This is a genomic window from Streptomyces scopuliridis RB72, assembly GCF_000718095.1.
Lineage (GTDB): Bacteria > Actinomycetota > Actinomycetes > Streptomycetales > Streptomycetaceae > Streptomyces > Streptomyces scopuliridis.
Genome location: NZ_JOEI01000031.1, coordinates 167341 through 189840, shown reverse-complemented (window position 1 = coordinate 189840; position 22500 = coordinate 167341). Strand labels below are relative to the sequence as shown.

The following is a 22500-nucleotide window of genomic DNA, read 5'->3' as shown; positions in this document are numbered from 1 at the left end:
AGCGCCCCTGGCGCGGAGGCGACAAGCACCGTTCTGCCGTTCGGCGTTGTCCTAGACTCAACCTCATGTCGGGTTCCGAGTTGCACCAGTTGCACCGAACGTCCCGCGGTGTCCGCCGCGGGGCGGCCCTGACATTGCTCTTCGCGAGCGTGCTCGCCACCGCGGCGGCGACGGGCGCTCTGCCGTACGGCGAGGAGGAGCCGCCCCGCGTGCAGACGCGGCCCGTGGCGTCGACGGCCGACCGTGACGAGGTCGCCAGGGCCGCCGCCGAGGCCATGGCCAACGGGAAGTCCGGTACGGAAGCGGCCGAGGAGGTCGTCAGCCGCAGCGGCGACCGCTGGGGCTCGGTGTACGACAAGAGCGAGTACGAGGAGTTCCAGCGGGCCCTGGACGGCTCGTACACCGGCGTCGGGCTCTGGGCGAGACGTACGGCCGACGGTCTGGTCGAGGTCACCCGGGTCCACCCCGGCGGCCCCGCGCAGCGGGCCGGTATCGGGCCCGGCGACATCATCAGGGACATCGACGGCCGCGGCATCAGGAAGCGGCCCGTCACGGACGTCATGGCGCTGCTGCGGGGCGAGAGGAAGAGCGACGGCGCGTCCGTCGTCGGCTCCACCGTCGTGCTCGGACTGGAGCGGGACGGCCGGCACTGGACGGAGAGCCTGCGCCGCGCCCGGCTCACCACCGAATCCGTGACGGTCGACACGATCGAGGGCGGCGCGCTGCGGATCAAGGTCGACGCGTTCACCAAGGGGACCGGCCAGCGGGTACGGGACGCGGTCCGGGCCGCGCCGAAGGGCACGGGCGTCCTGCTCGACCTGCGGGGCAACGCGGGCGGCCTGGTCGCCGAGGCCGTCACCGCCGCCTCCGCCTTCCTCGACGGCGGTCTGGTCGCGACGTACGACATACGGGGCGAGCAGCGCGCGCTGTACGCGGATCCCGGCGGCGACACCGGCCGCCCGGTGGTGGTGCTGGTGGACGGCGGCACGATGAGCGCCGCCGAGCTGCTCACCGGCGCCCTCCAGGACCGCGGCCGGTCCGTCACCGTCGGCTCGCGCACCTTCGGCAAGGGCTCGGTCCAGATGCCGAGCACGCTTCCGGACGGCTCCGTCGCCGAGCTGACCGTCGGTACGTACCGCACCCCGGCCGGCCATGGGGTGGACGGCCGGGGCGTCACGCCGGATCTCCAGGTGAGCGAGGGCGCCCAGGAGCGGGCGAGGATGGTACTGAGCGGCCTCGGGAGCGCGGAGTAAAGAAGTTGCGCCGGGGTGAGAAAATGGCGGGACTATGGCTAAGGAAACAGGGCGCAAACTGATCGCGCAGAACAAGAAGGCGCGGCACGACTACCTCATTATCGACACGTATGAGTGCGGTCTCGTGCTGACGGGTACCGAGGTGAAGTCCCTGCGCCAGGGACGGGCCTCCCTGGTGGACGGATTTGTCCAGATCGACGGCCACGAGGCGTGGCTGCACAACGTCCATGTGCCGGAGTACACGCAGGGGACATGGACCAACCACTCCGCCCGGCGCAAGCGGAAGCTGCTGATGCACCGGATCGAGATCGACAAGCTGGAGTCGAAGTCGCAGGAGACGGGTCACACGATCGTGCCCCTCGCGCTGTACTTCAAGGACGGCCGGGCGAAGGTCGAGATCGCGCTGGCGAAGGGCAAGAAGGAGTACGACAAGCGGCAGACGCTCCGCGAGAAGCAGGACCGGCGCGAGACCGACCGGGCGATCTCGGCGGCGAAGCGGCGTCAGCGGGCCTGACCGGGTCCGCCGGCGGTCCTGACGGTCCCGCTTCGGCGCCGCTTCGGCCGGCCGGGCGGAATAGGCTGGCACCGTCGTGCGTTGGTCACGTACGATGGGTCCTGCACCTCACAGCGGGTGCGCGCTCGAAAATGAGCACGTTTGAAAAAACAACATGGGGATGATCGGTTTCGACAGCGGATGTCGAAGCAGGTGAAGCGAGCCGAGGAAGCGGCAATGATCTCGTTAACCATATGTCGCAAACAATAATCGCCACTTCTAAGCGCGATTCCTCCGCCTTCGCCCTCGCTGCCTAATTAGCAGCTAGCGAAGACTCTGCGGAGTGTCAGCCCGGGGCTGTTCCCGACCCGGATCCTGGCATCAGCTAGGGAACTAAACCTCTGAGCCCGGTCACGGGGAGCAGAGGGAAATCAAACAGTGACTGAGCCCGTCGGAGACTTGTCCGTGTGATCTCCGGGGCCGAGAAAAGCGAAGCGGACTGCGCTCGGAGAAGCCCTGGTTCTGCACCGTTGGACGCGGGTTCGATTCCCGCCATCTCCACAATTCCCATGTTTTCAATTGAATATCGTAGATAACGGCCCCGCTGCTCAGGCAGCGGGGCCGTTGTCGTGCCCGAAGCGGCGCGCGCCCGTGACCGCGAAGAGCAGCGCGAGGAGCGCGGCGCAGAGCGGGAGGGCGTAGCCGCGGGCCGGGTCGGTGTGCTCCACGGTCCAGCCGCCGGCCGCCGCACCGGCGGCTATGCCGGCCAGCAGCGCCGTGACGGCCAGCGTCATCCCCTCGTTGAGCCGGCCCGTCGGGGTGAGGCGCTGGACGAGCGTCATGCCCGTCACCATCGTCGGGGCCGTCGCCGCGCCCGCGATCAGCAGTCCGCAGGCGAGCAGCGGCAGCGACCCCGACGCCCCGGCGGTGGCCGCGAGCAGGGGGAGGGCCAGCAGCGCCGACATGGCGGCGACGCACAGCACCATCCGCCGCCCGAGCCGGCCGGCCGGGCGCAGCGCGCCGAGCAGCAGACCGGCGACGCACGATCCGGCGGCCTGGAGCGCGAGCACCGCGCCCGCCCACGCCTGGTGGCCTCGGTCGTCCGCGAAGGCCAGCGTGACGACCTCCGTCGCGCCGAACACGGCGCCCGTGGCGAGGAAGACGGCGAGCAGGGCGGCCAGCGCGGGCGAGTGGAGCGGGGCGCGCGCCGCGTCCGTACGGCCGGTGGCGGGCGGCTCGGTGGAGCGCTGCGCCGCGAAGATCAGTACGCCGGTCAGCAGCAGGACGGCCCCGGTCAGCGTGCCCGCCTCCGGGAAGAGCGCGGTGCACAGGAACGCGGCGAGCACCGGACCCAGCATGAAGCAGAGTTCGTCGGCCGCCTGCTCGAAGGAGTTGGCGGTATGCAGGGCCGCCGCGTTCTCCGGGGTCGCCTCGCGGTGCAGATGGGCCCAGCGGGCGCGGGACATCCCGCCGGTGTTGGGGGTGGTGGCGGTCGCGGCGTAGGCGGCGAAGAGCGTCCAGTCCGGCGCCTCGTACCGTACGCACAGGACCAGGGCGAGCGAGGCCAGCGCGGCGATCGCGGTGGCGGGTACGGCGATACGGGCCTGTCCGTACCGGTCGACGAGGCGGGCGGTGCGGGGCGCGACCACGGCGGTGGCCGCGAGGCCGGTGGCGGTGACGGCGCCCGCCAGCGCGTACGAGCCACGCGATCCGGCGATCATGATCACGGCGCTGACGCTGAACATGCCCATCGGGAGCCGGGCGAGCAGATTCCCGGCGGTGAAGGCGCGGGCGCCGGGGATCGCGAAGAGCCGGGCGTACGGGTTGCCGCGGCGGCGCGCCGTCCGGGGCGGGCGCGGCGCTTTCGGTGGTTCCGGGGGCTCCGGTGCGCTCGGCGGAGCGGGGTCGAAGCGGGCGTCGTAGCGCCGGGCCAGGACCAGGCTGTCGCCCGTGACGGCCAGCAGGGGAGTGTCGGGTGCGGGGGAATGCGGCATGCCCTCACCCTCGCCGCACGCCCCGCGCCCGGTCCAACACCTGCTCCGTGGCCATTCACGCGCGTGTGTTGTTAAATACGGCATGCCCCGAGACATCGACCCCCGGCTGCTCCGCGGCTTTGTCGCGGCCGCCGAGGACCTGCACTTCACCCGGGCCGCCGCCCGGCTGTATGTCGCCCAGCAGGCGCTCAGCCGCGATATCCGGCGGCTGGAGCGGGAGTTGGGCGCCGAGCTGTTCGTACGGACCACCCGCCAGGTGACGCTGACGGCCGAGGGCGAGCGGCTGCTGCCGTACGCGCGGGGTGTGCTGGCGGCCCAGGACGCGCTGCTGGCCGCCCGCGCCGCCGGGGAACGGCCGCTGCTCGTGGATCTCAACAGCGAGGGCATGGTCTCGGGGCGCGTGCTGGCGCGGGCGCGCGAACTCGTCCCGCGCCATGAGCTGATGGCCCGCTTCGAGAGCGGTCTGACCCGCGCCGCGACCGAGATCCTGGCCGGCCGGCTCGACGCCTCCTTCGGATACGCCGACGGCCTCGCGCCCGCGCTCCGCTCCGGCCTCGCCCATCAGCTCGTACGGTACGAGCAGCTGGCCGTGCTGCTGCCGTACGACCACCCGCTGGCCGCTCGCGCGGAGGTGCCCCTCGACGCGCTCGCGGGCGAGAGCGTGTACGCGGGGGCGGGTAACCCCGGGACCCTGGAGTGGACGGATCTGGCGCGGCAGCTCTTCGCGGGACGCTCCATCGCACTCGCCCCGCCCGCGCCGATGGCGGTGGGGGCCGAGGAGTTCCGGCGGGTGATGGCGAAGCACCGTACGCCCGTACTCGCGGTGGTGGACTTCCCGGAGATGCCGGGGGCGGTGCTGCGCCCGCTCGTCGGCCCCGTACCTCTGTCACCGCTGTCGCTGGTGTGGCGCAAGGGGCTGAAACACCCGGGAGTTGACGCGCTGCGCACCGCCGCCGACGCTCTCGCCGGGCGCGAGGGGTGGCTGGAACGTATCCCCGGGAGCTGGCTCCCTACCACTGTCACCACATCGATGCCTGATAACCCGTAAAGCGGAACTTCGCGGTCGTCGGCGTGCGCTAGATTCCTCCCCCGGGTGCGGTGTGGTAGGGGGGCGCTCGGCTTGGGTGGGGACCCGGCCGGCGGAATATCCAACCAGTAGTCCACGCACCCCATTTCATTCAGTGGTGGGGGGATGTGCGTTCTTGTAATGGACAATTGGCGAGAAGATACCCGAACCGGGCATGTGTATGAGCCGAACGATGTCACGGTCGAGCTCGACGGTCTGGGCCGTCAGCTCGGCGAACTCCCTGCGGGCGGCGGCCCCTTGGCCGAAAAGCCCGAAGAGCCCGAGGGCCCGGTGTTCGTGGATTCCAGCGGGCGCCGGAGCAGAAAGCTGCGCAGGGCCGGCTGGGTCGTGGCCGCCGCCTGCGCCTGCTACGCGATGACGCTCGTGGTGTCCGTGATCGGCGGCAACTCCAGCGCGCCGTGGCTCCAGATACCCGGTCTCGCGGACGACGGAACACCGGACAACGGAACATCGGACACGGTGGAGCTGGGGCCGACGCCCGCGGCGAGTGCGTCGGTGAGCGCGAGCCCCGGCGCGCCCGTCGACATGGCGCCGGCGAAGGGCTCCAACGGCCCGGCGGTTCCGAGGGCTTCGGGCAGTGTGTCCACGGGTGCCTCGGACCGACCCGGCCCAAAGGGGCCCGGGGCATCGCCGGCCGTGAAGCCGCCCAAGGCGTCGGCCGGAGGGGGCGGCAGCACACCCGATCCGGACACCCCGCCCGCTCCCGGCGGCGCCCCCAGCGGAGGCCCCTCGCAGCCGCAGCAGACCGAGCCCGGCTCCGGTGCCGGCTCCGGCCCCGGTCCCGGTACGGAACCGGCCGATCCGAGTCCGCCGGGCGCATCCCCACCCGGTCAAGCGGGCGAACAGCCGGTGGCAGGGGAAGGCACCCGCTGAATGAACCTCTCCGGCAGGCGAACCCGTCCGAACAGCGGCGGGAGCGCCCGACGCAGGCTGCCCATGCGCTATCTGCTCCCCTCGCTCGTCCTCGTCGCGCTGCTCGCGATGCTGATGCTGCGCGGCTATGTGCACAGCGAGATCCTCGCCGACCACCGGGTACGTCCCCCGGCCCCCACCGACGAGGTGCCCCGGCGGATCCTCGAAGGCGGCCCGGTCATCGACGCGCGGGGCACCGGCCCCGCCACCTCGCTGCGTATCCCCGACCACAAGCTGGTCCTGACCTTCGACGACGGCCCCGACCCGGTGTGGACCCCCAAGGTCCTCGACACGCTCAAGCGGTACGACGCCCACGCCGTCTTCTTCGTCACCGGCACGATGGCCTCCCGCCATCCGGCCCTGGTGAAGCGGATGGTGGACGAGGGCCACGAGGTCGGTCTGCACACCTTCAACCACCCCGATCTCGCCTATCAGTCCCGGTCCAGGACCGACTGGGAGCTGTCACAGAACCAGCTCGCGCTCGCGGGCGCGGCCGGTATCCGCTCCTCGCTCTTCCGGCCGCCGTACTCCTCGTTCGCCGACGCGATGGACAACCGGTCCTGGCCGGTGACGCGGTACATCGGCGGCCGCGGCTACATCACGGTGCTCAACACCCTCGACAGCGAGGACTGGCGCCGCCCCGGCGCCCCCGCGATCAGCCGTAACGCCACCCCGGACGGCGGCAAGGGCGCGATCGTGCTGATGCACGACTCCGGGGGCGACCGCTCACAGACCGTCGCCGCGCTGGGCCGCTATCTGCCGGAGATGCGGCGGGCGGGGTACGCGTTCGAGAACCTCACCGAGGCGCTCGGCGCCCCGAGCGCCCACACCGAGGTCACCGGCCCGGACCGCTGGAAGGGCAAGGCCTGGGTCGGTGCCGTCGCCCTCTCCGAGAACGTCACCGGCGCCCTGGTCGTCGGCCTGTCCGTGATCGGCGTGCTGGTCTTCGTACGGTTCGGGCTGATGCTGGTGCTCTCCTTCGCGCACGCGCGCAGGGTGCGCCGCCGTGATTTCGGCTGGGGGCCGCCCGTCACCGAACCGGTGACCGTGCTCGTGCCCGCGTACAACGAACGCGAGTGCATCGCCAATACGGTGCGTTCACTGATGGCGAGCGACCATCCCGTCGAGGTCATCGTCATCGACGACGGCTCCACCGACGGGACGGCGGACATCGTCGAGGCGCTGCGGCTGCCCAACGTCCGGGTCGTACGCCAGCCGAACGCCGGAAAACCCGCCGCGCTCAACAACGGCATCGCGCACGCCGGACATGAGCTCATCGTGATGATGGACGGCGACACCGTCTTCGAACCGTCCACCGTGCGGGAACTGGTACAGCCCTTCGGCGATCCGCGCGTCGGCGCGGTCGCGGGCAACGCCAAGGTCGGCAACCGCGACACCCTCATCGGCGCCTGGCAGCACATCGAGTACGTCATGGGCTTCAACCTCGACCGGCGTATGTACGACATGCTCCGCTGCATGCCCACCATCCCCGGCGCGGTCGGGGCCTTCCGGCGTACGGCGCTGGAGCGCGTCGGCGGCATGAGCGAGGACACCCTCGCCGAGGACACCGACATCACCATGGCCCTGCACCGCGACGGCTGGCGCGTCGTCTACGCCGAGCGCGCCCGCGCCTGGACCGAGGCCCCGGAGTCCGTGCGGCAGCTGTGGTCGCAGCGCTACCGCTGGAGCTACGGCACGATGCAGGCGATCTGGAAGCACCGCCGCGCGCTCGTCGAACGCGGTCCCTCCGGGCGCTTCGGCCGGGTCGGACTGCCGCTGGTCTCCCTCTTCATGGTGCTCGCGCCGCTGCTGGCCCCGCTGATCGACGTATTCCTGCTGTACGGCCTGGTCTTCGGCCCGACCCGGCAGACGATCGCGGCGTGGCTCGGCGTCCTGCTCATCCAGGCCGTGTGCGCCGCGTACGCCTTCCGGCTCGACAAGGAACGTATGACCCACCTGATCTCGCTGCCCCTTCAGCAACTCCTCTATCGGCAGCTCATGTATGTGGTGCTGCTCCAGTCCTGGATCACCGCGCTCACCGGCGGCCGGCTGCGCTGGCAGAAGCTGCGCCGTACCGGAGCGGTGGGGGCACCGGGCCTGATCCCGAGCCCGCGCGAGCGCGCGGGGTCGGGCGCGGGCTTTGGCCCGGACTCGGGCTCGGGTTCGGGTTCGGGCTCGGGTGACGCGGACCGGAGGCCTGTCGCGTGACCACTCATTCCGTGGCTCCGGCTTCCGAGGCGGCGCCCGTGACGTCCGGCCGTGACCGCTACCTGGATCTGCTGCGGGCCGTCGCGCTGGTGCGTGTCGTGGTCTTCCATGTCTTCGGCTGGGCATGGCTGACGATCCTCTTCCCCTCCATGGGCGTGATGTTCGCGCTGGCCGGATCACTGATGGCCCGGTCGCTGTCGAAGCGGCCCCCCTGGAGCGTCATCCGGGGCCGGCTGCGGCGGCTGCTGCCGCCGATGTGGGTCTTCGCGCTGGTGGTCGTGCCGGTGATGTTCGTGCTGGGCTGGCGGCCGGTCAGGGAGGAGGGCGCGTGGTGGTTCGCCGAGCTGGCCAACTACCTCGTACCGCTCGGCGCCCCGCCGTACCCCTTCGAGAGCGGTGACGCGGGCGGGCTGCTGGACACGACCTGGGCGGACGAGGCGGCGGGACCGCTCTGGTACATCCGTACGTACCTGTGGTTCGTCCTCGCCTCGCCCCTGCTGCTGTGGGCGTTCCGCAGGCTGCCGTGGGCGACGCTGCTCTTCCCCGTCGCGCTCACCGCCGTCATCGGTACGGGCCTGGTGGAGATCCCCGGCGAGACCGGGGCCGCCCTGACCGACTTCGCGGTGTACGGCGCGTGCTGGGTGCTCGGCTTCGCCCACCAGGACGGCATGTTCCGGCGGGTCCCGCGCTATCTGACGGTCTCGCTGGCCGCGCTGACCATGGCCTGCGGCCTCTGGTGGGCCTCCGGCCATCTCACCGACGAGGGCTGGAACCTGGACGAGATCCCGCTCGCCCAGGCGGCCTGGTCGCTCGGCTTCTGCGCGATCCTGCTCCAGTACGCCCCGTCGTGGCGGCGGCTGCCGGGCCGGCTGGCGCGGTACGACGCGCTGATCACCCTCGCCAACAACCGCGCGGTGACGATCTATCTCTGGCACAACCTGCTGATCATGGCGACAGTCCCGCTCCTCGACCAGCTGTGGAACATCCCGGGCATCGACGCCTTCGGTACAGCACTGGACGCGGCGTCCACGACGCTGACGCTGCTCCTCGTCTGGCCGCTGATCGCCCTGATGATCCTCGCCGTGGGCTGGATCGAGGACGTGGCGGCCCGCCGAGCCCCCCGGCTGTGGCCGGCCGACACGTAGCACCGGCTTGCGCTGTCGCGCCGGCCGTACCGGCCGTTCGGGCTACGGCAGCCGGCAGTCCCAGCGCACGGGGGTGCTGTTCCAGCGGCCATAGGCGATGTCGCCGTCGGTCAGAGCCACGACCTCGCCGGTCGGGTAGGGCGTGGAGTCGGTGGGCAGCGAGCGCGTGACCCCGTTCTGGATCAGCCACAGCTTGGTGTCCGGCGTGGTGCGCACGACCACCGAGCCGTGCCCGTTGACCGCCTGCGGCGTGCCCTCACCGAGCACGTCCGGTCCGGCGGCCCCGTCCCGCCAGCGCAGGATCGGGGTCGAGCCCGTGGCGTAGACCTCGTACCCGAGTACGGTGCCGCCCCGTACGGCCTCCGCCGTCGAACCGGTCTCCGGGCCGGGCCGGTGCTCGGGGAGGCGCTCCACCGTGCCGTCGGGGCTCCAGCGGGCCGCGTGCGTGGAGGTGTCGGGGCCGGCGCTGGTCCAGCCGACGACGGTGCCGTTGTCATCGATGTCGGTGCCCCGCCCGCCGGAGTCCCCCGGAGGCAGGTCCAGCGGACGCGCGTCGCCGGCCGGCGTCCAGACCACCGGCACGGGCCGCTGCCCGGGGGCGCCGGAGGCACCGGAGACCGTGCCGTCCTCGCTGACGGCCGTCGGCCGGCTGTCGAAGCCCGGCTCGATACTGGGGAGTTCGGTGAATTCGCCGTTCCGGTAGAGCCACCCGGCCGACCGGTAGGTCTCCGGGTCGAACTCGGACCCCACGATGTCGCCGTGCGCGTTGATGCCCGTGGCGCCGGTGCGGGCGGTGCCCAGATCCTCCGGTACGCCGTCGGCCCACCGGATCAAGTGATACGCGAAGTCCTGGTCCATCGTGTAGCCGACCTGGAACCGGCCGGTGGGGTCGGAGTCGTACACCCCGGCCCGATGGGTCCCGGCGGGTACGGCGAGCTGCTCCCTGACGCACGGTTCGCCGTACGCCGCCGCTCGCCCGGTCACCGGCCCTGCCACCGGCTCGGCAGCCGTACTCGCGGCAGGCCAGGCGGTGCCGGCCGCGGCCATCAGCGCGAGGGCGCACAGAACGCCTCTGGTACGTGTGATCGGTCTCAAGATGTCCCCCGTACGCGTGCGCTCCGGACGGTTCCGGACGCGAGTCGGATCCATATGCCCAGAGGAACGGAAACAGATGGTGACATACCGTCAAATTCCTTGTGGGGGAGGGATATGCGACCGGACGGCCGACCGGTCCGCGTGCTGGACCTCAACGCCTGACCTCAACGCCCGACCTCAACGCCCGACCGGGAGCGCGGAGCTCTCGCGGACTATCAACTCCGGTGCCAGCAAGACGTGTTCCGGGGTTCCCTCGGGGTCTCCGATTCTGGTCAGGAGCAGGCGGGTGCAGGCGCGGCCGACTTCTTCCAGGGGTTGGCGGAGGCTGCTCAGGCTGGGGGAGAGCAGGGCGGCGGCGGAGGAGTCGTCGAAGCCGACGACCGCGACGTCGCGGCCCGGGAGGCGCCCGCTGTCGCGCAGGGCGCGGTAGCAGCCGAGGGCGAGGGTGTCGCTGGCCGCGACGACCGCCGTGGTGCCCGTGGGGAAGAGGCGGGCGACCGCGTCGCGTGCCGCGTCGACGTCGTCCCTCGCGGTGACCCGCAGGTCCCGGATGGACAGGCCGTGCCGGCGCATCGCGTCGCGCCAGCCCTGGGCCCGGTCGTCGCCGACGCCGGAGCCGCGCGGCCAGCCGAGGAAGGCGATCCTGCGGTGGCCCAGGGCGACGAGATGGTCGACGGCCGCCGCCGTGCCGTGGGCGCCGTCGACGTCCACCCAGTCGCCGACCGAACGGGCCGACCAGGGGCGGCCGAAGGCGACGAAGGGGATGTCGCGCTTGCGCAGCCAGCCGGGGCGCGGGTCGCCGCGGTAGGTGTTGCTCAGGACGAACGCGTCCACCGACTGCTCGCGCAACAGCTCGGCGTAGCAGTCGGGTTCGTCCGCCGCGTCCGCGGGCGCGGCGAACAGCAGGACGCGGTATCCGGCCTCGTTGGCGGAGTCCGAGAAGGCGCGCAGGAAGTGTTCCATCACCGGCCCGGACACCCCGTCGGGCGTCGCCTGGACGCCGTAGCCGATCAGCCGGCTGGAGCGGGTACGCAGCGAGCGCGCGGCCTGGTGCGGCCGGTAGTCCAGCTCCGCTATCGCCCGCTGGACCCGTTCCAGGGTCTGCGGGGCCAGCAGATCGGGGGAGTTGAGCGCGTTGGACACCGTCTGGGGTGACACGCCCGCCCGTTGGGCGACCAGTGCCAGAGTGGCCGGCTTGTTCTTGCGCCCGCCGGACGTGGTCGTACGTGCCATCAGTCGCCTCCGTCTCCGGGTGCCGTCCACTCGACAAGCGGTGGTACCGCGCCAGTTCGGGGTGGCATGCGGGAACAGTCGGTGTTCGATCTTGTCGCGTACAGAATCCCATACGGACGCGCGGGCCACGCCGTTCGGCGTAACAGGCAACGCCGTTCAGCGCCGGTTCAGCGCCGTTCAGCGCCGTTCGCCATAAAGGGTTTGCGCTCCGGATCGCGCGGTGGTGAAGCTGGACGGATGGCCACACCCCCCACTCCCGCGTTCGCCTCGCTCCGGGACTACGTCTCGCGTCTTGAGGACACCGGCTTCTGGTGGCCGTACGCCGCCGAGGTCCTGGCGTGCCACGATCTGGTCGACGCGGATGCCCGGCCCGACCCGGTGTCCGGTGTCGGCGGGACCTATCCCACCTTTCTGTACGGTGATGCGGTGGTGAAGCTGTTCGGCGGGACGGGGGCCTGGCGCGAGAGTCATGCCGCCGAGCGCGCGGCGCTGGCGCTGGTCGCCACCGATCCGGAGATCGCCGCGCCCCGCCTGCTGGGGGAGGGGCGGCTGTACGACGGCGCCGACGCCTCGTGGCCGTATCTGGTCAGCACCCGTATCCACGGGGACGCGGGCGAGCGCTCGGAACTGTCCGCCGCCCAACAGCTGGCACTCGCCGAGGAGTTGGGCCCGCAGGTACGCCGCGTACACGCGCTCCCGCCCTCGGGCGTCGCGACCGGCGCCGACTGGCCGGTCCTGGACATCGCCGAGGCGGCGCGGCGCAGCTCGCTGCCGCCCCATCTGGCCGCGCAGGCCGCCGACTACGCCACCCGCCTCCGGCCGTTCGACACACGCCCTAGACCCGGGAAGGGCACCAGAACGCTCACAGCCCGCCCCGCGCGCGGGTGAGAGCAAGGTTGCGCGCCGGTCACCTCACGGAACGGGGGCGAAACGCGGCGTCCCTACGGTCGGGAACCACCATTCGATTCCCCTCTGTGGAGGCGTGATGACTGCCCCGACCACCACCACCGCAGCACGAAAAGGGGGCCGCTGGATCGAGCGGTGGGATCCGGAGGACACCGACTTCTGGCGGGAGACCGGCGAGCGGACGGCCCGCCGTAATCTGCTCTACTCCGTGCTCTCCGAGCACATCGGCTTCTCCATCTGGACCCTGTGGTCGGTCATGGTCCTGTTCATGGGGCCCGAGTACGGCGTCGACCCGGCCGGAAAGTTCTTCCTGATCGGCATGGCGACGCTGGTCGGCTCGCTCGTGCGGGTGCCGTACACCTTCGCCGTCGCCCGGTTCGGCGGGCGGAACTGGACGATCGTCAGCGCCCTGCTGCTGCTCCTGCCGACGGGCGCCGCGTACGCCGTGATGGAGCCGGGGACCTCGTACACGACCTTCCTGGTCGTCTCCGCGCTCACCGGCATCGGCGGCGGCAACTTCGCCTCCTCGATGACGAACATCAACTCCTTCTTCCCGCTGCGGAAGAAGGGCTGGGCGCTGGGGCTCAACGCGGGCGGCGGGAACATCGGCGTCCCCGTCGTGCAGCTGGTCGGGCTGCTGGTGATCGGGACGGCCGGGGCCGCCCATCCGCGGATCGTGCTCGGTGTCTATATCCCGCTGATCGTCGTCGCCGCGGTGTGCGCGGCGCTGTTCATGGACAATCTGGCGCCCGTCCGCAATGACACGGGGGCCGCGCGGGAGGCCGTACGGGACCGGCACACCTGGATCATGTCGGTGCTCTACATCGGGACGTTCGGGTCGTTCATCGGCTACAGCTTCGCCTTCGGTCTGGTGCTCCAGACCCAGTTCGGACGCACCCCGCTCCAGGCCGCCTCGGTCACCTTCATCGGGCCGCTGCTCGGGTCGCTCGTACGGCCCGTCGGGGGCATGCTCGCCGACCGGTACGGCGGCGCCCGGATCACCCTGGGGACCTTCGCCGCGATGGCCGTCGCGACCGGCGTCGTCGTCCTCGCGTCGGTGACCGAATCGCTGTCCGTCTTCCTCGTCGGGTTCGTCGCGCTCTTCCTGCTGACCGGTCTCGGCAACGGGTCGACGTACAAGATGATCCCCGGAATCTTCCACGCCAGGGCGGTGGAGCGGGGGCTGACGGGCGAGCCGGCCGCCGCGTACGGACGCCGGCTCTCCGGGGCGTCGATGGGGCTGATCGGGGCCGTCGGGGCGCTCGGCGGGCTCGCCATCAACCTCGCCTTCCGGCAGTCCTTCCAGGCCGCGGCCACCGGCACCCCGGCGTTCATCGCGTTCCTGCTCTTCTACGCCGTCTGTTTCTGCCTCACCTGGGCGGTATACCTTCGCGGGGCCCCGGCCGGACCCGTACCTACGGCGGCGAAGCCCGCCCGCAGCTACGCGGAGGTGTGAGGCCCGGCGCCCAGGCCCTGTCCGAAGCGGTACGTATGCGACGGTATCTCCGGCGGTGGCACGTAACGTCGCGGAAATGCATGGGGACCGAGCCTGTCACGCGTGTTTGACAGTCTCGGCCGCTCCATCCGTATGACGCTCCGCGGCACCCTGCCGGCGCCACGCGGGGTGAGCGAGCGAGAGGAAGCGAGAGAGGAGAGGCATGGACGGTCACCAGCACGGCCCCCTCGCGGGCTTCACGATCGGGGTCACCGCCGCCCGGCGCGCCGATGAACTGGGCGCGCTGCTCCAGCGCCGCGGCGGCGCCGTCGTCCATGCCCCCGCCCTGCGGATCGTGCAGCTCGCCGATGACACGGAACTGCTCTCCGCCACCAAAGAGCTGATCGACCAGGTGCCCGACGTGGTCGTGGCGACCACCGCCATCGGCTTCCGCGGCTGGATCGGGGCCGCCGACGGATGGGGCCACGGCGAGGAACTCCTCTCCTGTCTGCGCGGCGTCGAACTGCTCGCGCGCGGGCCCAAGGTCAAGGGCGCCATCCGCGCCGCCGGGCTCACCGAGGCGTGGTCGCCCAGCTCCGAGTCGATGGCCGAGGTCCTCGACCGGCTGCTCGGGGAGGGTGTCGAGGGCCGCCGGATCGCGCTCCAGCTGCATGGCGAGCCGCTGCCCGGGTTCGTGGAGGCGCTACGGGCCGGCGGCGCCGATGTCGTCGTCGTACCCGTCTACCGCTGGATGCCCCCGGAGGATCTCGCCCCGGTCGACCGGCTCATCGACGCGACCGTCGCCCGCGCCGTGGACGCCGTCACCTTCACCAGCGCGCCCGCCGCCGCCTCCCTGCTGTCGCGCGCGGGTGAGCGCGGACGGCTGCCGGAGCTGCTGGCCGCCCTGCACCATGACGTACTGGCCGCCTGCGTCGGGCCCGTCACGGCCCTGCCGCTCCAGGCCCAGGGCATCGACACCGTCCAGCCGGACCGCTTCCGGCTCGGGCCGCTCGTCCAGGTGCTCTGTACGGAGCTGCCGGGGCGCGCCAGGGCGCTGCCGGTCGCGGGCCACCGCGTCGAGATCCGCGGTCACGCGGTCCTGGTCGACGGCGATCTGCGGCCGGTGCCGCCCGCCGGAATGGCGCTGCTGCACGCGCTGACCCGCAGGCCGGGCTGGGTGGTGTCGCGGGCCGACCTGCTGCGCGCGCTCCCGGGCTCGGGCCGCGACGAACACGCCGTCGAGACCGCGATGGCCCGGCTGCGGACCGCGCTGGGCGCCCCCAAGCTGATCCACACCGTGGTCAAGCGCGGCTACCGGCTCGCGCTGGACCCGTCGGCCGACTCCAAGTACGCGGATGTGTGAGAGTGCGGATGTGTGAGGCGGATGTGTGAGCGCGACGGAAGCCGCCCCGTGAACGGTACGTAGCCGGCTCGTGGGTACGGTACGAAGATGGCCCACGACTCCTCGATCCGCCTCAGGCCCGCCACTCCGGACGACGCCGAACTCGTCGCCGAGGCACTCCTCCGCAACAGGGACCACCTGAGTCCCTGGGAGCCGGACCGCCCCGCCGACTTCTACACCCCCAGGGCCCAGGCCAACCGGCTCGCCGATCCCGCCGTCCGGCGCTGGCATCTGGTGGACGGCGCCCGGATCGTCGGCGAGGCGACCCTCCTCAACATCGTCCTGGGACCGTTTCGGAGTGCGAATCTCGGCTACTGGATCGACGCCGAGTACACCGGCCGCGGCCTGGCGACCGGCGCTGTCGAGGAGGTCATCCGCACCGCCCGCGACGAGCTGGGCCTGCACCGCCTGGAGGCGGCCGTGGTCCTCGCCAACGCCGCCTCGCAGCGCGTGCTGCGCAAGAGCGGCTTCGAGCTGATCGGTACGGCGTCGCGCTATCTCCACATCCACGGCGAGTGGCGCGATCACCACCTCTTCGAACGCATCCTGCACAACGGCCCGCCGAACGCGGCCGGGTAGCGAGCCTTCCGCGAAACCGCCACCGGTAGCAGGGGTTCCGGGCGCGTCCCGGGGCAGGCACTCTGGGGAGGACGGCACCCACGGTGAACCCGAGGCGGTGACAGGCACATGACGGCGGGCACGGCGGCGGGCATGGGCGCGTACGAGTGGCGGTTCGACTCCGGGCGTATCTGCCTGGATCTGGTGGCCACCGGAGAACGGACCTCCAGAGGCCGGGAGCGGCTCGACGGCGCCGTACCGCTCGGCCGGTGGCTGATCGGCGCGGGGCTGGTGCCCGAAGGGACACCGCTCGCGGGGGTCGACGCCCGCTGGGTCCGGTCCTTCGCCGAACTGCGCGACAGGGTCGGACAGTTGGTGCACGCCGAGATCGACGGACGGGACGCCGCCGGCGCGCTGGAGCGGGTGAACACACTGGCCGCGGCGGCGCCGCCGGGCATCAGGGCGGTACGGGACGAGGGCGGCGATCTCGTACGGGCGCTGAGCGCCGAGCCCGAGTGCGACGCGCTGCTGGCCGCCGTCGCCAGGGACGCGGTCGAACTGCTCACCGATCCCGACGCGCGGGCCCGGCTGCGGGAGTGCGAGGGCGACAGCTGCCGGCGCGTCTATCTGGACACCTCGCGCGGGCGGCGCCGCCGGTGGTGCTCCAGCGAGGTGTGCGGCAACCGCGAGCGGGTCGCCAGACACCGCCGCAGGGTGGCTCTCGCGCAGTCCTGAGGAGGCTCAGCCGGGCCTTTCCGTAAGGTTGTTGCGCGATTTTCAGACAACTACCGCACGGTATCTATGCGAGTTCGAGACATGTCCTCCACGTGTCCTCCATCAATCCCGCACGGGCCCCGGACCGGCGCGAACCCGCCCATGCCGTCTCGCTTCGCCGCGCTCTCCAGCTAAAAGATCTTGAAAGTTTTTGCGTCGGCCGTTGAGTGGCCTCCCTCGGGCTTCCGTAGTGATGAGGGAGAAGCAGCCATGAAGGTCTCGACCGGGAGGTTTAGGTGCGCAAAGATGCGGCCGTGGCCGATGACCGCCCTCACCGGGCCCGACACCGGAGCGCGGCACCGCGCGCCAACACCCCCGTCCCCGACGAGGAGATGATGCGCGCCCTCTACCGGGAACACGCCGGACCGCTGCTCGCCTACGTCATGCGTCTCGTCGCGGGCGACCGCCAGCGGGCCGAGGACGTCGTACAGGAAACGCTCATCCGTGCCTGGAAGAATGCCGGTCAGCTCAATCGGGCGACCGGCTCTGTCCGACCCTGGCTGGTGACGGTCGCCCGGCGCATCGTCATCGACGGTCACCGCAGCCGGCAGGCCCGGCCGCAGGAGGTCGACCCGTCGCCGCTGGAGGTCATGCCCGCGGAGGACGAGATCGACAAGGCGTTGTGGCTGATGACGCTCTCGGACGCGCTTGAGGATTTGACCCCTGCCCACCGGGAAGTACTCGTGGAGACGTACTTCAAGGGACGCACGGTCAACGAGGCGGCCGAGACGCTCGGCATACCCAGCGGGACCGTGCGTTCCCGTGTGTTCTACGCACTACGTTCGATGAAGCTCGCGTTGGAGGAGAGGGGGGTCTCGGCATGACCACGCACGAGCAGTACGGACTGGGCGACGAAAGTACTGTGCATGAAGCCGTCGGAGCGTACGTTCTCGGAATTCTGGACGATGCCGAGGCCACGGCCTTCGAGGCGCATCTGGCCGGCTGCCGGATCTGCGCCGTCCAGCTGGAGGAGTTCTCCGGGATGGAACCGATGCTGGCCATGCTGGCGGACGATCCCGACCCCTTCCTCGCGCCCACCCCGCTGACCCCGCCGCCCGTACCCCTCGCACAGCTGCCGACCCCCTCCGTCTCCGTACGGCCCAGCCCGCAACTGCTCGGCCGGCTGGTCGACGAGGTCGCCGTCAAGCGCGCCAAGCGCAAGCGTCGGGGGCTGTATCTGGTCGCCGCCGCCGCGGCGCTGATCATCGGCGGGCCCGTGGGCGTCGGGATCGCCACCTCGGGTGGCGCCGAGGCCGGCACGCCGGTGGCGAAGGAGCGGACCCCGGCCGAGGAGTTCGCCCGGATGCCCGGCAAGATCGGCGCCACGGACACCGTCACCAAGGTCAGCGCCGCCATCGCCATGGAGCCGAAGGCCTGGGGCACCCGCACCGCCCTGGAGCTGAAGAATGTGAAAGGCCCGCTCAAGTGCAGTCTGGTCGCCGTCTCCAAGACCGGCGAGCAGGAGGTCGTCACGTCGTGGTCGGTGCCCGCGTGGGGGTACGGCATCCCCGACAGCCCGGACGAGAACGGCAAGAAGCCGCTCTATGTCGAGGGCGGTACGGCCATGGAGAGCAACGACATCGATCACTTCGAGGTCCGTACGTTCGACGGCAAACGACTGGTGGAAGTCGGCGCCTGACATACCCGCCCCCTTCGCGTACGGTTGACGGCTGCCCAATGCACGTCATGAAGGGGGCCTCGGTGGCCGCGCAGGATGCCGCTGTAGAAACCGCTGGACCCGCCGTCGATCCCGTACGCGCCACGGAGCACGACTCCGTACGCGACCGCGAGATCGGCGTCGAGCAGCGCCATCTGGACCAGGTGTACCGCCGTCTTGAGGAGAAGATCCACGAGGCGGAGTTCCTGATGAACGACGCCGCCAAACGGGGGCAGGTCGGCACGCCCGGAGCCCTCGCCGAGCGGGACGCCCAGGTCTTCCGCGCCGGGATCCACCTCAACCGGCTCAACAACGAATTCGAGGACTTCCTCTTCGGGCGGATCGACCTCCTCCGGGGCAAGGACGGCAAGAAGGGCCCGGACGGCGCGTACACCTCGGTCGAGCCCGCCGACGACGCCATCGGGTCGGGCAGCACCGCCGAGATCGCCGAGACGCTGCACATCGGCCGTATCGGAGTCCTGGACTCCGACTACTCGCCGCTGGTCATCGACTGGCGCGCGCCCGCCGCCGCGCCCTTCTACCGCGCCACCCCGGTGGATCCCGGCCGGGTGGTACGGCGCCGGGTCATCCGCTCCAAGGGACGCCGGGTCCTCGGGGTCGAGGACGATCTGATGCGGCCCGAGCTGACCGCCTCGCTGGACGGCGACGCGCTGGCCGTGATCGGGGACGGCGCGCTGATGGCCGCGCTCGGCCAGGCCCGCGGGCACACCATGCGGGACATCGTCTCCTCCATCCAGGCCGAGCAGGACCTGGTGATCCGGGCCCCCGCCGCCTCCGTCACCGAGGTCTCGGGCGGCCCCGGCACGGGCAAGACCGCCGTGGCGCTGCACCGCGCCGCGTATCTGCTCTACCAGGACCGGCGGCGATACGCGGGCGGCATCCTGGTCGTCTCGCCGACGCCGCTGCTCGTCGCGTACACGGAGGGCGTCCTCCCCTCGCTGGGCGAGGAGGGACAGGTCGCGATCCGGGCCGTCGGGTCGCTGGTGGACGGCGCGGAGGCCACGGCGTACGACGAACCGGCCGTGGCCCGGATCAAGGGCTCGGCGCGGATGCTGAAGGTGCTCCGCAAGGCGGCCAGGGGCGCGCTGGAAGGTTCCTTCCCGGCGGGCCCCGGGCCCCGCCGGGACCGCGATCAGCAGGGCCAGCTGGCCTTCGGCGAGGACCTGGACGCCGACGGGGACGAGGACGCCGCCGAGGCCGCGCCCGTACGGACCGATCTGCTCCGGGTCGTCGCCTTCGGCCGCAGGCTGGAGCTGGAGGCGGGCGAGCTGAACCGGATCCGGCAGTCCGTGCTCAGCGGCACCGCGCCCGTCAACCTGCTCAGGCCACGGGCCCGAAGACTCCTGCTGGACGCCCTCTGGGCGAAGTCCGGGTCGGCCCAGCGGCACACCGACCCGGAGCTCGCCGCCGAACTGCGCTCGTCCTTCGACGAGGACGTCACGTCCGAGGACAGCTTCCTCGCCTTCCTGGACGCCTGGTGGCCCGAGCTGACCCCGCGCGGGGTGCTCGCCGCGATGGCCGACGAGCGGCGGCTCGGCCGCTGGTCGCGACGGATCCTCAACCCGGGCGAGAACCGCCGTCTCGCCCGCTCCCTGAAGCGGCTGGGCCTGGACGGCGGTGGCCCGCTCTCCGTCCATGACGTGGCGCTCCTGGACGAGCTGGAGACGCTGCTCGGCGCGCCGCCCCGGCCCAGGAAGCGGCGCGATCTCGATCCGCTGGACCAGCTGACCGGCCTTGAGGAGCTGATGCCGCAGCGCGAGGAGTCACAGCGCGAGCGGGCCGAACGGCTGGCGGCGGAGCGTACGGAGTACGCGCATGTCATCGTCGACGAGGCGCAGGACCTGACGCCCATGCAGTGGCGGATGGTCGGCCGCAGGGGCAGGCACGCCACCTGGACGGTCGTCGGCGACGCCGCGCAGTCGTCCTGGTCGGACCCGGACGAGGCGGCGGAGGCCCGCGACGAGGCGCTCGGCACCCGCCCGCGCCGCCGCTTCACCCTGACCGTGAACTACCGCAACCCGGCCGAGATCGCCGAGCTGGCGTCGAAGGTCCTGGCGCTCGCGCTGCCCGGCATGGAGTCGCCGCGCGCGGTGCGCTCCACCGGCGTACGGCCGCGCTTCCGCGTCGTACAGAACGGCGACCCGGCCGCGACCGTCCGCGCGGAGGCACGGCGGCTGCTCGACCAGGTGGACGGCACGGTCGGTGTCGTCGTCGCCATGAACCGGCGCGAGCAGGCGGCGCGCTGGCTGGCCGGGCTCGGCGACCGCGTGGTGGCGCTGGGCAGTCTGGAGGCCAAGGGGCTGGAGTACGACGCGACGGTCGTGGTCTCCCCCGCGGAGATCGCGGACGAGTCGCCGGCCGGTCTGCGGGTGCTGTACGTCGCGCTGACCCGGGCGACCCAGCAGCTCACGGTGGTCTCGGCGGCCCGCGACGAACCGGACGCGGAGGGCGTACCGGACCTGCTCCGGGACTGATTCCAGGGCCGCCCCCGGACCGGTCCCGGGATTGACCCGTAGTCAAACTCGCGCGGACGGAATCACTTACCGGAGTGGTTTGTTAGCCTGGGGGTGGCACCGGCTCGATCCAAGCCCCCGGGCCCAACCTTCGTCGCTTCGAGCGACCACTTGCCGCGAGGCGAGCATGGCGGGTCGGTGCCACCTTTGCGTCAGCTTCGCATCAGCGCCACAGAGGCGCCGGCGGGCCTTCACCAGACCTTGGTGAGGGCCTGTTTTCGTCTCACATCATGGAAGACGGCGTTCCGTAGATAAAGGTCTTTACCTGTTACCCGCCGGTAGGTGCGACCATCTGAAAGCTCCGTCGTCGACGTGGTTCGGGTGGAGCGGCAAAGAGGCTAGGGAAAGAAGAGGGACTCGGTCATGGCAACGGCGCCCAGCGTCTCGTACTCGATGACGGTCAGGCTGGAGGTGCCCGCGAGCGGTACCGCGGTCTCCCAGCTGACCACGGCCGTGGAGTCCTCCGGCGGCTCGGTGACCGGCCTGGACGTGACCGCCTCCGGCCACGAGAAGCTGCGGATCGATGTCACCATCGCCGCCAGCTCCACCGGGCACGCGGAGGAGATCGTCGAGCAGCTGCGGAGCATCGAGGGCGTCACCCTCGGCAAGGTCTCCGACCGTACGTTCCTGATGCACCTCGGCGGCAAGATCGAGATGCAGTCGAAGCACCCCATCCGCAACCGTGACGATCTCTCGATGATCTACACCCCGGGTGTGGCCCGGGTCTGCATGGCCATCGCCGAGAACCCCGAGGACGCCCGGCGGCTGACCATCAAGCGCAACTCCGTGGCGGTCGTCACGGACGGCTCCGCGGTGCTCGGCCTGGGCAACATCGGCCCCAAGGCCGCGCTGCCCGTCATGGAGGGCAAGGCGGCCCTCTTCAAGCGGTTCGCCGGTATCGACGCCTGGCCGCTCTGCCTGGACACCCAGGACACCGACGCCATCGTCGAGATCGTCAAGGCGATCGCCCCCGGCTTCGCGGGCATCAACCTGGAGGACATCTCCGCGCCCCGCTGCTTCGAGATCGAGGCGCGGCTGCGCGAGGCCCTGGACATCCCGGTCTTCCACGACGACCAGCACGGCACCGCGATCGTGGTGCTCGCGGCCCTGACCAACGCGCTGCGTGTGGTGGGCAAGGGCATCGGGGACGTACGGGTCGTCATGTCCGGCGCGGGCGCGGCCGGTACGGCCATCCTCAAGCTGCTGATCGCGGCGGGCGTCAAGCACGCGGTCGTCGCCGACATCCACGGTGTGGTGCACGCGGGCCGCGCGGACCTGGTGGAGGCCACCCCCGAGTCGCCGCTGCGCTGGATCGCCGACAACACCAACCCCGAGGGCGTCACCGGCACGCTCAAGGAGGCCGTGGTCGACGCGGACGTCTTCATCGGTGTCTCGGCCCCGAACGTGCTGGACGGCGACGACGTCGCGGCCATGGCGGACGGCGCGATCGTGTTCGCCCTCGCCAACCCCGACCCCGAGGTCGACCCGGCGATCGCGCGCGAGACGGCGGCCGTGGTGGCCACCGGCCGCTCCGACTTCCCCAACCAGATCAACAACGTGCTGGTCTTCCCCGGTGTCTTCCGCGGCCTGCTGGACGCCCAGTCCCGCACGGTCAACACCGAGATGATGCTGGCCGCGGCGGCGGCGCTCGCCGATGTCGTCACCGAGGACGAGCTCAACCCGAACTACATCGTGCCCTCGGTCTTCAACGACAAGGTCGCGGGCGCGGTGGCCGGCGCGGTGCGCGACGCCGCCAGGGCGGCCGGCGCGGACGTGACGGTCCCCGTCCCCCAGGTCTGACCAGCGGAGGGTCC

At 71.5% G+C, this 22500-nt stretch carries 18 protein-coding genes and 1 other RNA gene; 16 read left to right on the top strand and 3 right to left on the bottom strand.

Translation table 11 applies throughout. The features are described from left to right. Positions 1–65 precede the first annotated feature (65 nt). The 3 genes from IF11_RS0131205 to ssrA all read left to right on the top strand — a co-directional run bounded on the left by IF11_RS0131205 (position 66) and on the right by ssrA (position 2310). On the top strand, positions 66–1253 hold the full coding sequence (locus IF11_RS0131205; protein ID WP_051746382.1) for a S41 family peptidase: 1188 nt from the start codon (positions 66–68) through the stop codon (positions 1251–1253). 34 nt (positions 1254–1287) lie between these two features. Next, a complete protein-coding gene (smpB, locus tag IF11_RS0131200) occupies positions 1288–1767 on the top strand; it encodes an SsrA-binding protein SmpB (RefSeq protein ID WP_030355139.1) in 480 nt (159 codons plus the stop codon). Between the two features lie 156 nt (positions 1768–1923). Continuing rightward, positions 1924–2310, top strand: a transfer-messenger RNA (tmRNA) gene (gene ssrA / locus IF11_RS38270). A 44-nt stretch (positions 2311–2354) separates the two neighbouring features. Here ssrA and IF11_RS0131195 read toward each other — a convergent pair. Beyond that, positions 2355–3740, bottom strand: a complete 1386-nt coding sequence (locus IF11_RS0131195) for an MFS transporter (RefSeq protein WP_030355138.1) — start codon at positions 3738–3740, stop codon at positions 2355–2357. 82 nt (positions 3741–3822) lie between these two features. Between IF11_RS0131195 and IF11_RS0131190 the strand changes: the two genes are divergently transcribed. From IF11_RS0131190 to IF11_RS0131175, 4 genes are all read left to right on the top strand, one after another. After that, the gene (locus IF11_RS0131190; protein ID WP_030355137.1) at positions 3823–4788 is read left to right on the top strand and encodes a LysR family transcriptional regulator; all 966 of its coding nucleotides are present in this window, start codon (positions 3823–3825) and stop codon (positions 4786–4788) included. Positions 4789–4983: 195 nt separating this feature from the next. Continuing rightward, positions 4984–5700, top strand: a complete 717-nt coding sequence (locus tag IF11_RS39580; protein WP_206300597.1) for a hypothetical protein — start codon at positions 4984–4986, stop codon at positions 5698–5700. Positions 5701–5763: 63 nt separating this feature from the next. After that, a complete protein-coding gene (locus tag IF11_RS0131180; RefSeq protein WP_078491013.1) occupies positions 5764–7947 on the top strand; it encodes a bifunctional polysaccharide deacetylase/glycosyltransferase family 2 protein in 2184 nt (727 codons plus the stop codon). After that, the gene (locus IF11_RS0131175) at positions 7944–9092 is read left to right on the top strand and encodes an acyltransferase family protein (protein WP_051746381.1); all 1149 of its coding nucleotides are present in this window, start codon (positions 7944–7946) and stop codon (positions 9090–9092) included. Before IF11_RS0131180 ends, IF11_RS0131175 begins: the two co-directional genes overlap by 4 nt. Before the next feature lie 42 nt (positions 9093–9134). Here IF11_RS0131175 and IF11_RS0131170 read toward each other — a convergent pair whose 3' ends face one another. Both IF11_RS0131170 and IF11_RS0131165 read right to left on the bottom strand, forming a co-directional pair. After that, positions 9135–10187 carry a hypothetical protein gene (locus IF11_RS0131170; RefSeq protein ID WP_133243203.1) on the bottom strand — a complete coding sequence of 351 codons (1053 nt, stop codon included), beginning with the start codon at positions 10185–10187 and terminating at the stop codon, positions 9135–9137. A gap of 177 nt (positions 10188–10364) precedes the next feature. Next, the gene (locus IF11_RS0131165; RefSeq protein WP_030355132.1) at positions 10365–11420 is read right to left on the bottom strand and encodes a LacI family DNA-binding transcriptional regulator; all 1056 of its coding nucleotides are present in this window, start codon (positions 11418–11420) and stop codon (positions 10365–10367) included. A gap of 237 nt (positions 11421–11657) precedes the next feature. Here IF11_RS0131165 and IF11_RS37995 point away from each other — a divergent pair, with 237 nt between their 5' ends. The 9 genes from IF11_RS37995 (at position 11658) to IF11_RS0131120 (ending at position 22486) form a co-directional block, all read left to right on the top strand. Beyond that, entirely contained in the window at positions 11658–12308 is a 651-nt protein-coding gene (locus tag IF11_RS37995; protein WP_030355131.1) for a phosphotransferase, read from the top strand. A 97-nt stretch (positions 12309–12405) separates the two neighbouring features. After that, on the top strand, positions 12406–13782 hold the full coding sequence (locus IF11_RS0131155) for a nitrate/nitrite transporter (protein WP_051746380.1): 1377 nt from the start codon (positions 12406–12408) through the stop codon (positions 13780–13782). A 202-nt stretch (positions 13783–13984) separates the two neighbouring features. Continuing rightward, entirely contained in the window at positions 13985–15124 is a 1140-nt protein-coding gene (locus tag IF11_RS0131150; protein ID WP_030355129.1) for a uroporphyrinogen-III synthase, read from the top strand. A gap of 87 nt (positions 15125–15211) precedes the next feature. Beyond that, positions 15212–15742: a GNAT family N-acetyltransferase gene (locus tag IF11_RS0131145; protein WP_030355128.1), complete on the top strand. Its 531-nt coding sequence runs from the start codon at positions 15212–15214 to the stop codon at positions 15740–15742. Positions 15743–15850: 108 nt separating this feature from the next. Then, the gene (locus tag IF11_RS0131140) at positions 15851–16456 is read left to right on the top strand and encodes a CGNR zinc finger domain-containing protein (protein ID WP_030355127.1); all 606 of its coding nucleotides are present in this window, start codon (positions 15851–15853) and stop codon (positions 16454–16456) included. Between the two features lie 275 nt (positions 16457–16731). Next, positions 16732–17319 (top strand): sigma-70 family RNA polymerase sigma factor, encoded by a 588-nt coding sequence (locus tag IF11_RS0131135; protein WP_030355126.1) that lies wholly within the window; start codon positions 16732–16734, stop codon positions 17317–17319. After that, positions 17316–18134: a zf-HC2 domain-containing protein gene (locus IF11_RS0131130; protein ID WP_030355125.1), complete on the top strand. Its 819-nt coding sequence runs from the start codon at positions 17316–17318 to the stop codon at positions 18132–18134. Before IF11_RS0131135 ends, IF11_RS0131130 begins: the two co-directional genes overlap by 4 nt. Positions 18135–18196: 62 nt before the next feature. Continuing rightward, entirely contained in the window at positions 18197–20647 is a 2451-nt protein-coding gene (locus IF11_RS0131125) for a HelD family protein (protein WP_030355124.1), read from the top strand. Positions 20648–21049: 402 nt separating this feature from the next. Continuing rightward, the gene (locus IF11_RS0131120) at positions 21050–22486 is read left to right on the top strand and encodes an NAD-dependent malic enzyme (protein ID WP_030355123.1); all 1437 of its coding nucleotides are present in this window, start codon (positions 21050–21052) and stop codon (positions 22484–22486) included. Positions 22487–22500: the final 14 nt, after the last annotated feature.

What these genes read in the sequence shown, in the direction of transcription:
- IF11_RS0131165 (WP_030355132.1), bottom strand. Translation starts at nt 11,420, where the DNA reads ATGGCACGTACGACCACGTCCGGCGGGCGCAAGAACAAGCCGGCCACT.
- IF11_RS37995 (WP_030355131.1), top strand. Translation starts at nt 11,658, where the DNA reads ATGGCCACACCCCCCACTCCCGCGTTCGCCTCGCTCCGGGACTACGTC.
- IF11_RS0131140 (WP_030355127.1), top strand. Translation starts at nt 15,851, where the DNA reads ATGACGGCGGGCACGGCGGCGGGCATGGGCGCGTACGAGTGGCGGTTC.
- IF11_RS0131130 (WP_030355125.1), top strand. Translation starts at nt 17,316, where the DNA reads ATGACCACGCACGAGCAGTACGGACTGGGCGACGAAAGTACTGTGCAT.
- IF11_RS0131120 (WP_030355123.1), top strand. Translation starts at nt 21,050, where the DNA reads ATGGCAACGGCGCCCAGCGTCTCGTACTCGATGACGGTCAGGCTGGAG.
- IF11_RS0131150 (WP_030355129.1), top strand. Translation starts at nt 13,985, where the DNA reads ATGGACGGTCACCAGCACGGCCCCCTCGCGGGCTTCACGATCGGGGTC.
- IF11_RS0131195 (WP_030355138.1), bottom strand. Translation starts at nt 3,740, where the DNA reads ATGCCGCATTCCCCCGCACCCGACACTCCCCTGCTGGCCGTCACGGGC.
- IF11_RS0131155 (WP_051746380.1), top strand. Translation starts at nt 12,406, where the DNA reads ATGACTGCCCCGACCACCACCACCGCAGCACGAAAAGGGGGCCGCTGG.
- smpB (WP_030355139.1), top strand. Translation starts at nt 1,288, where the DNA reads ATGGCTAAGGAAACAGGGCGCAAACTGATCGCGCAGAACAAGAAGGCG.
- IF11_RS0131180 (WP_078491013.1), top strand. Translation starts at nt 5,764, where the DNA reads ATGCGCTATCTGCTCCCCTCGCTCGTCCTCGTCGCGCTGCTCGCGATG.
- IF11_RS0131190 (WP_030355137.1), top strand. Translation starts at nt 3,823, where the DNA reads ATGCCCCGAGACATCGACCCCCGGCTGCTCCGCGGCTTTGTCGCGGCC.
- IF11_RS0131205 (WP_051746382.1), top strand. Translation starts at nt 66, where the DNA reads ATGTCGGGTTCCGAGTTGCACCAGTTGCACCGAACGTCCCGCGGTGTC.
- IF11_RS0131145 (WP_030355128.1), top strand. Translation starts at nt 15,212, where the DNA reads ATGGCCCACGACTCCTCGATCCGCCTCAGGCCCGCCACTCCGGACGAC.